The 8,375-nt window shown below is 39.9% G+C and carries 8 protein-coding genes; 6 read left to right on the top strand and 2 right to left on the bottom strand.

Annotation, left to right across the window (positions count from 1 at the left end; translation table 11 throughout):
* Positions 1-25: 25 nt before the first annotated feature.
* Entirely contained in the window at positions 26-685 is a 660-nt protein-coding gene (locus ABES03_RS04955; protein WP_430115670.1) for a sulfite exporter TauE/SafE family protein, read from the bottom strand.
* Positions 686-911: 226 nt separating this feature from the next.
* Between ABES03_RS04955 and ABES03_RS04950 the strand changes: the two genes are divergently transcribed.
* From ABES03_RS04950 to uvsE, 5 genes are all read left to right on the top strand, one after another.
* The gene (locus tag ABES03_RS04950) at positions 912-1,991 is read left to right on the top strand and encodes a D-alanine--D-alanine ligase (RefSeq protein WP_430115669.1); all 1,080 of its coding nucleotides are present in this window, start codon (positions 912-914) and stop codon (positions 1,989-1,991) included.
* 79 nt (positions 1,992-2,070) lie between these two features.
* Complete coding sequence (locus ABES03_RS04945; RefSeq protein WP_430115667.1) at positions 2,071-3,447, top strand: UDP-N-acetylmuramoyl-tripeptide--D-alanyl-D-alanine ligase; 1,377 nt, start codon at positions 2,071-2,073, stop codon at positions 3,445-3,447.
* 38 nt (positions 3,448-3,485) lie between these two features.
* Positions 3,486-4,175, top strand: a complete 690-nt coding sequence (locus tag ABES03_RS04940) for an alpha/beta hydrolase (protein ID WP_430115666.1) — start codon at positions 3,486-3,488, stop codon at positions 4,173-4,175.
* Between the two features lie 230 nt (positions 4,176-4,405).
* Positions 4,406-5,896 carry a DEAD/DEAH box helicase gene (locus tag ABES03_RS04935; protein ID WP_430115663.1) on the top strand — a complete coding sequence of 497 codons (1,491 nt, stop codon included), beginning with the start codon at positions 4,406-4,408 and terminating at the stop codon, positions 5,894-5,896.
* A 96-nt stretch (positions 5,897-5,992) separates the two neighbouring features.
* Complete coding sequence (gene uvsE / locus ABES03_RS04930) at positions 5,993-6,958, top strand: UV DNA damage repair endonuclease UvsE (RefSeq protein WP_430115662.1); 966 nt, start codon at positions 5,993-5,995, stop codon at positions 6,956-6,958.
* Positions 6,959-7,114: 156 nt separating this feature from the next.
* Here the strand turns inward: uvsE and ABES03_RS04925 are convergent, their stop codons facing one another.
* Positions 7,115-7,843 (bottom strand): rhomboid family intramembrane serine protease, encoded by a 729-nt coding sequence (locus ABES03_RS04925; RefSeq protein WP_430115660.1) that lies wholly within the window; start codon positions 7,841-7,843, stop codon positions 7,115-7,117.
* A gap of 91 nt (positions 7,844-7,934) precedes the next feature.
* Here ABES03_RS04925 and acpS point away from each other — a divergent pair, with 91 nt between their 5' ends.
* Positions 7,935-8,300 carry a holo-ACP synthase gene (gene acpS / locus ABES03_RS04920; RefSeq protein ID WP_430115658.1) on the top strand — a complete coding sequence of 122 codons (366 nt, stop codon included), beginning with the start codon at positions 7,935-7,937 and terminating at the stop codon, positions 8,298-8,300.
* The last annotated feature ends 75 nt before the right edge of the window (positions 8,301-8,375 follow it).

Genomic DNA, 8,375 nt, shown 5'->3' with positions numbered 1-8,375 from the left:
GCTGATCAAGGCGCTTGCGCTTTTCTTAAAACCAAATAGAAAATAATCCTTCGTTCACACCTAAGTTATACATATAGTAAAGTCCGAACAATATGCTGGTAATTCCCGTTATGTTGTTTAAGTGGCGATTCACTTGTTTACCAGAGGTTAGCACAAAAGGGAGACCGATTACGGTGGAGAAGCTAAGCATACCAGCAACGGTACCAACACCAAATATAAGGATATATAGGGCGCCCTGCCAAGCTGTTGATACCGTACTTATCGTTAAAAGTACCATGGCCGCACTCCCGGCGAGACCATGAACAAGTCCAATAAAAAAGGATTTTACATTTGAGCGTGTTTTTCTGATGTGTTCAGATGGTTTATATGTATGATGGTGTCGATGGGTAATGATGGATAATAGACTGTTAAAACCTAAGGTAACTAGCATGATACCTACGAGAAACTCGAGGTTCATGGCAACCGTATCGTTGATCGTATTTTTCGCCACAAGTAAGAACAGACCCACTATAAACAACGTTGAGGTATGCCCGATTCCCCAATACACGCCCGCAAAAAGTGATCGTTTAATATTTTTGGATTCACTAACAATGGTGGAAACTGCAATGACATGGTCGGGCTCAATGGCATGCTTGATTCCGAGTACAAAGCCTAATAATAAAATTGATAGTAATGAACCGGTTATCATATGTGTCGCCCCCGTATGGTTTGTCAAAATTATCATAACAGGAAAAACAAGTGCAAATGGCGTGAAATAGTGACAAATTACCAATAGATTGTTTTTAAGCAAGCTATTGGAAACATACAATAATCAATAGAAAAAAACATTACAAAATAGATTGGCTACATTTCCTTTCTTATTTAATAAAATGTTAAAATAAAACCGTGAAAGAGAATATGGAGGTTTTGGTATGAAGACAAAACTAGGGTTATTATACGGAGGAAAATCTGCCGAGCATCAAGTATCCTTACAGACAGCACTTGCTGTTATAAAAGCGTTAGATCTTGAAAAATTTGAAATTCATCCTATTTACATAAATGTCGAGGGACAGTGGGTTAAAGGACCTCAACTCAGTGAGCCGGTAGAGAACGTGCAAGCACTTGCGTTTTCACAGGGAAACCAAATATCCCCGCTTTCGTTAGCACCAGCGCTATTCCAAGCGGAGCCGCAGGCAGCTGCACCGCTTGATGTGATTTTTCCATTGCTTCATGGACCGAATGGTGAGGATGGAACGGTTCAAGGATTATTAGAATTATTAAACCTACCCTATGTGGGAAATGGTGTCCTTGCCTCAGCGGCGGGAATGGATAAAGTAATGATGAAAAATGTCTTTGCACAAGCAGGTCTCGCACAAGTAGCCTATGTTGCTTTTATTAAAAGCGAATGGGAAAAAGGGGCAGACGAAGCATATAGCAAGGTGGAGGCAGAACTAGGTTATCCATGTTTTGTCAAGCCTGCGAATCTAGGTTCAAGTGTTGGCATTAGCAAATGTACCAATCGCACTGAATTAGCTGCAGCTTTTGCGGAGGCTTTTCAATTTGACCGTAAAGTCATTATTGAAGAGGGAGTAGTTGCCCGTGAAATGGAGATTGCTGTACTAGGAAATGATGCCCCGGAATGCTCTGTTGCTGGTGAAATTGTTCCGAAAAAGGATTTTTATGATTACAAAGCGAAATATGAAGATGGGGATACCGCATTAATTATCCCTGCTGATATTACAGAAGATGAATACCTTGAGTTGGAAAAAATGGCGGTTCAAGCATTTAAAGCATTGGATTGCTCCGGACTTGTTCGTGCCGATTTCTTTTTAACAAAAGAGGGTAAATTATTAATCAATGAAGTGAACACGATGCCTGGCTTTACTCCGTTTAGCATGTTCCCACTTTTATGGAAGCATACTGGACTTGAGTATCCGCAATTAATTGAGCGTCTTGTTCAACTGGCAATCGAAAGACATACCGAAAAACAAAACATAAAATATACATTCTAGTATCGAAGAAAAGACAACGGAGACACGGCTGTAGTGCCGTGTCCGTTTCTGTTTAATAATTGATGAAGGAGGGTATTAAATGATCAAGCGGACTTTAAAACAGATTTCGGAGATGGTTTCAGCTAAAAATGATAGTAGCCTATTCTCAGATGTTGTGATTAACGGTGTGACCATTGATTCTCGGAAAATAGAGGCAGGAAATCTATTTGTCCCTATTAAAGGTGAACGTGTGGATGGGCATAAATATGTTGTGGAATCGATCCAAAAGGGAGCGGCGGCTGCCCTTTGGCAGAAGGATGTTCCCAATCCACCGGAAAACCTGCCTATTCTCATTGTGGACGACTGTCTCACTGCACTTCAGGAATTGGCCCGAAATTATCGGAAGCAGTTACCTGTTAAAGTGGTCGGAATTACTGGGAGTAACGGAAAAACAACGACTAAGGATATGACAACAAGTCTATTGTCGACACAATATAAAGTACAAAAAACAGAAGGAAACTATAACAATCATATTGGTCTTCCATTAACGGTGTTAAGCCTGCATGAAGATACGGAAATGGCTGTACTTGAAATGGGGATGAGCGGAAGAGGGGAAATTGAATTTCTCACCAAGCTTGCCTGCCCTGATGCGGTTGTGATCACAAATATTGGTGAATCCCATCTTTTGGATCTTGGTTCTCGTGAAGGGATAGCGGAAGCAAAATTAGAAATTCTACAAGGACTTCAGGATGGTGGGCTTGCTGTTCTCCATGGAGATGAGCCGCTTTTAATGGAGCGGATTAAACAATATAAAGGCAATGTCCAAGTGAAAACCTTTGGTAGAAATGAAACAAACGACTTATACCCAACTGAAATAACCCAAATGGCTCAAGGGAACCGTTTTAAAATGAATGCCTCAACGGAAAGTTTTGAACTTCCAGTGTTAGGAACTCATAATATTTTAAATGCATTAGCAGCTATGCACATTGCCCACTATTTTTCCATTCCGTATGAAAAAATGAAGGCAGGCTTTTCAGGAATTAAACTAACGAATATGCGTATGGAGCTAGTCGAGGGCAAACGTGGGGAAAAAATAATTAACGACGCCTATAATGCGAGTCCTACTTCTATGATGGCGGCAATCGAACTAGTGTCAAACCTCCAAGGGTATGATCGAAAAATCCTTGTTCTTGGTGATATGCTCGAGCTTGGGCCTCAAGAAGAGCAATACCATTTACAAATTGGAGAAGGCCTAGATGCTGAAAAAACGGATATTCTTTTTACTTTTGGTCCTCTAGGGGAACACATTGCCAAAGGGGCAAGGAAGGTTTTAGGGAAGCAGCATGTATTGGCTTTCCGTGATAAAGCAGAACTCATTGAGGAATTAAAAAAGCATGTGAATGAACAGACTTTAATCCTTGTAAAGGCATCTCGCGGGATGAAAATGGAGGAAATTGTTACGGCGTTACAAAAATAAGCTGAAGAAGAGTGGAACGGATTGGCAGGTGAACCAAGATGATTGGCTGTTTATGTATACATGGCTTTACAGGTGCCCCCTATGAGGTAGAACCTTTGGTTGAATTTTTACAGGAACATACGGATTGGGACTTTCGTGTTCCTACACTACCAGGACATGGTGAAACAAGTTCTTTAAAAGGAGTTCATTACCAGGAATGGATTACCCACGCAGAGACAGAATTGAAAAAACTCATTGAAACCTGTGATGAGGTATATGTGGTGGGTTTTTCAATGGGCGGGATGATCGCCAGTTATCTTGCTGCCAATTATCCAGTTGACAAGTTAATTCTCCTCAGCGCAGCTGCCTTTTATATTAATCCAAGGCAGCTGATTGCTGATATCAAGCTGACCTTAATGGACGCTTTCAAAGGAAATTTAAAAGAGAATGAATTATTTCACCGCTATAAAAGAAAAATAACAGAGACACCTTTAGCGGCTACTTTGCAATTCCGCAAACTTGTTTCAAATATTAAGCCCCTCCTAAACCAAGTGGAAGTCCCCACACTGATTGCACAGGGGGAGTGTGACGGGATTGTGCCGCTCAAAAGTGCTGAATACTTATACCAAACGATAGGTGCAAAACAAAAAAAACTTACCTATATCAAGCAATCGAAACATCATATATGCCATTGTGAAGAACGTGGTGCCCTGTTTAATCAAGTGTTAGACTTTTTGATGGAGCAGTAAGACTGTTGGAAATAGTAAGCAACGTGTCTTTATTGCAAAATACTAGTAAGAGTGGTATGATAATCATCAACGTGTCTAAAGAACGAGCAAAAAGGGCATACTCCTTGGGAGAATGTCTTTTTTTTGGTAAAATAAAGATGTTACCTGATTACTACGGCATTTTGATGCGTATCGGACGAAAATATTCAGTACTATAAATATTTTCAAATAGATGAAGGAGAATGAAAACATTGACAAAGTTTGAAGATTTAGGCCTAAGCCAGGCCACTTTAAAAGCTGTTCTCAAAATGGGTTTTGAGGAGGCAACACCAATCCAGTCAGAAACGATTCCATTGAGCTTAGAAAATAAGGATTTGATCGGTCAAGCTCAAACAGGAACCGGTAAAACAGCTGCATTTGGAATTCCATTGGTGGAAAAAATTGATACAAAAATGGATGCAATTCAAGGGATTATCATTGCACCAACCCGTGAGTTAGCGATTCAAGTTTCAGAAGAGCTTTATAAAATTGGATCGGGTAAAAGAGTTCGTGTCCTACCTATTTACGGAGGTCAGGATATCAGCCGCCAAATCCGTTCACTCAAAAAAGCCCCTCATATCATTGTTGGTACCCCTGGACGTGTTTTGGACCATATTAACAGAAAAACAATGCGCTTAGATACAGTAAATACGGTGATTCTTGATGAAGCAGATGAAATGCTAAACATGGGATTCATTGAAGATATTGAATCCATTCTTGCTGCAACTCCAGAAGAGCGCCAAACATTGCTTTTCTCTGCGACAATGCCAGGACCAATTCAAAGAATGGCAGAAAAGTTCATGAAGAACCCGCAAATTGTGCGTGTTAAAACGAAAGAAATGACTGTTCCTTCCATCGAACAATACTATCTTGAAGTTCAAGAAAGAAATAAATTCGATGTGTTAACAAGACTTCTTGATATTCAATCACCAGAATTGGCAATTGTATTTGGTCGTACAAAACGCCGTGTGGATGAGTTATCAGAAGCATTAACTTTAAGAGGATATACAGCAGAAGGTATTCACGGTGACTTAAGCCAGGCAAAACGTCTATCTGTTCTTCGTAAGTTTAAAGAAGGAACAATTGATGTGCTTGTAGCAACAGACGTAGCTGCAAGGGGTCTTGATATCTCTGGTGTGACTCATGTATACAACTTTGATATTCCACAAGATCCTGAAAGCTATGTTCACCGTATTGGACGTACTGGTCGTGCAGGTAAAAAGGGTATTGCATTAACATTCATTACACCGCGTGAAAAGTCTTATCTTGCAGTTGTTGAAAAAACAACCAAACGCAAGATGGAAAAAATGAAGGCTCCTACGCTTGATGAAGCATTAGAAGGCCAACAAAAAGCGGTTGTTGAAAAGATCGTTCAGACGATTGAATCGAATAACCTTCATTACTATAAAGCAGCTGCTCAAGAATTGCTTGAAGAAAACGATGCAGAAACGGTTATCGCTGCTGTCCTTAAGATGCTTACGAAGGAACCCGATACGACACCGGTTAAGCTGACAGAAGAACAGCTCCCGCAAAAAAGAGAAAGAAAGTCTTACAATGATCGTGACCGTAAAAGAAGAGATGATTCTAGAGGATCTTATGGTGGTGGCGATCGTAACAGAAAAAAGGCACCGGTAAAACCAAGAAGCGGTGAAAAAAGAACGGGTGGCAAGTCTTCTAAGCCAAGATCGTTTCAAGAACGTTAAATCATAGACAATAAGAAAGCATGGACTTTATGTTCATGCTTTTTTCTATGTCCAATAAGGGAATACTAATAAAAACCCTTACGATGGAGTGATTTTATGACGATTGTTCGTCTTGGCTATGTAGCAATGAGCGTAGAGGTAGCCAATGCTTCCCCCTCTCAAACGATGACCTTTGCGCAATTCAGCCGGATTAAAGACCGAGAGGCTGGCATTCGGAAACTAGAAAGAATTGCTATCTCAAACATAGAAAATTGTTTGCGGTTATTAAAACATAATGCGGCCAACGAAATTCACTTTTTTCGCTTAAGTTCTCGTCTGATTCCGCTTGCGAATCATGGAGAGTTATTAGATTGGAACTATATGGAACCCTTGAAAGAGTCGCTCGAAAATCTGGGCAGTTATAGTAAAGAAAAGGCCATGAGAATCGATTTTCATCCTGACCATTTTGTCGTTTTAAATACGCCCGATAAGGAAATTTTGAAAAACTCATTAAAAACCCTTGTGATGCATGAAGCGATGCTTAGAGGAATGGATATTGATACCGAACACCGATGTGTTCTCCATGTTGGTGGCGGGTATGAGGATAAAGAAAAAGCACTTGAGCTATTTATTCATAACTGGGCGTACATTAAGCCTTCGCTTCAAAAAATGATTATGTTGGAAAATGATGATACCACCTTCACGGTAAAGGAAACGTTATATCTATGTGAAAAATTAGGGATTCCAATGGTATTTGATTATCATCACCATTTAGCTAATTATGAAGATCTAGATTGGGTGTCAGATTGGGAGCGGGTAATTAGTACCTGGGCACATTCGCCGTTACCGGTGAAAATGCATATTTCTAGTCCTCGTTCGGAAAAGGATTTTCGCGCACATGCGGATATGGTGAACCCTGAAATGTTTATGGATTTTTTAAAAGAAATAAAAGGAACGGTACCGGAAATTCATTGCATGATAGAAGCCAAACAAAAAGATGCAGCGCTTTTTCAATTGGTGAAGGATTTAAAGGAGTATGAGTGCTTAAAATGGCTCGATCAGTCTAGTTTTCAGATGGAATAGACCTGAGAAAACGGAATGAAGAACAATTTTAAAGGAATGAAGCGGGTTTTTGTCCTTCATGAGGGTGATGAAGGACAATTTTCCTGGGATGGAGCAGGGTTTTGTCCTTCATCCTATTAATAAACTCAATCTCCAACTATAAATATTCCAGCCCAGTTATTTTTGACTCCAAAATCCAAGAACGGCAACAATAATAATGACTGCCCATACCAAAACCTTCACAGGCGATTGAAAAGACAGGTTTTTCTTTCTGGTGTTTGCCCAATTGGCGGTTCCACTAATAGAATCAGAAAGATCTTTTTTATTATAATAAGGAATAGCGCCAAGTAAAAAGCCGCCTAACAAACCAAAAAGATGTGCCGTAATATTTATATTTGGCTGAAGAAAGGTCATAATTAAACTAACTACACTGAGAGTGATAATTATTTGTGAGTTTTGTTTTGTCATCATATTTTTCCGGAAGATGATGATGGCTATATAATAGCCAAAAAGTCCAAAGATGGCACCACTTGAACCGACGTGTGTATACGTTAATGGCTCCAGCAGAAGTGTGGCCACATTGGCTATGATTCCAGAGAGGAGATAAACAAATAGAAATCTCCCTCCACCAAGCATACGCTCTAGGGCTGGCCCAAATAGAACAAGTGAGAAACTATTAAAGAGCATATGAGAGAAACCACTATGCATAAATGTTGGTGTAAGTAGCCTCCAAAATTCCCCTTCCATAATATAGAGATTAACTCCAGAAAAATTTTCAAAGAACCAATAGTTTGGGAATATTGGTAAGACGGTTAAAAGATATAATACTAAGTGAATGCTAACGATAATTGAAACAACGGGATAGAAACGAATAAACTCACGTAGGTTTTCAGTCCTTGTAAACATGAACACCCTCCTCTCACTATCATGATAACCTTATTTTCTGTCTTGTACACTATTATGCCGACGACAATATAAATAGAAGGATTGATGCACGATGATTAAAGGAATTGGTATTGATATTATTGAACTTTCAAGGGTTCAGGATATATTGAATAGACAAACGAAGCTAATTGACCGGATCTTAACCGCTCGTGAAAGGGATACATTCGAAACCCTATCAGAAAGGCGTAAGGTGGAGTTTTTAGCAGGGAGATTTGCAGCCAAAGAGGCATTTTCAAAAGCGGCAGGAACCGGAATTGGAAAGGACCTATCCTTTCTAGATATTGAAATTATCAGCGATCAACTCGGAAAGCCGCATATAGTAAAACCCAATGTCCTGGCGCATTTATCGATCTCACACAGCAGGGAATATGCCGTGGCACAAGTGGTGATTGAAGAGATTGAAAAAGGCCTTGTTTAAAGATTTCTTTGTTAAGTTTCTTGTTGAATTGGCATCCTGTTGATTGGAGCGGTAGGCACGAAGACTCCTGTGGGA

This window comes from Neobacillus rhizosphaerae, assembly GCF_050477885.1.
Classification (GTDB): domain Bacteria; phylum Bacillota; class Bacilli; order Bacillales; family Cytobacillaceae; genus Neobacillus; species Neobacillus rhizosphaerae_A.
The sequence above is the reverse complement of the archived record's forward strand: the minus strand, read 5'-3'. Positions and strand labels throughout refer to the sequence as shown.

What these genes read in the sequence shown, in the direction of transcription:
- ABES03_RS04950 (WP_430115669.1), top strand. Translation starts at nt 912, where the DNA reads ATGAAGACAAAACTAGGGTTATTATACGGAGGAAAATCTGCCGAGCAT.
- ABES03_RS04945 (WP_430115667.1), top strand. Translation starts at nt 2,071, where the DNA reads ATGATCAAGCGGACTTTAAAACAGATTTCGGAGATGGTTTCAGCTAAA.
- ABES03_RS04940 (WP_430115666.1), top strand. Translation starts at nt 3,486, where the DNA reads ATGATTGGCTGTTTATGTATACATGGCTTTACAGGTGCCCCCTATGAG.
- uvsE (WP_430115662.1), top strand. Translation starts at nt 5,993, where the DNA reads ATGACGATTGTTCGTCTTGGCTATGTAGCAATGAGCGTAGAGGTAGCC.
- ABES03_RS04925 (WP_430115660.1), bottom strand. Translation starts at nt 7,843, where the DNA reads ATGTTTACAAGGACTGAAAACCTACGTGAGTTTATTCGTTTCTATCCC.
- acpS (WP_430115658.1), top strand. Translation starts at nt 7,935, where the DNA reads ATGATTAAAGGAATTGGTATTGATATTATTGAACTTTCAAGGGTTCAG.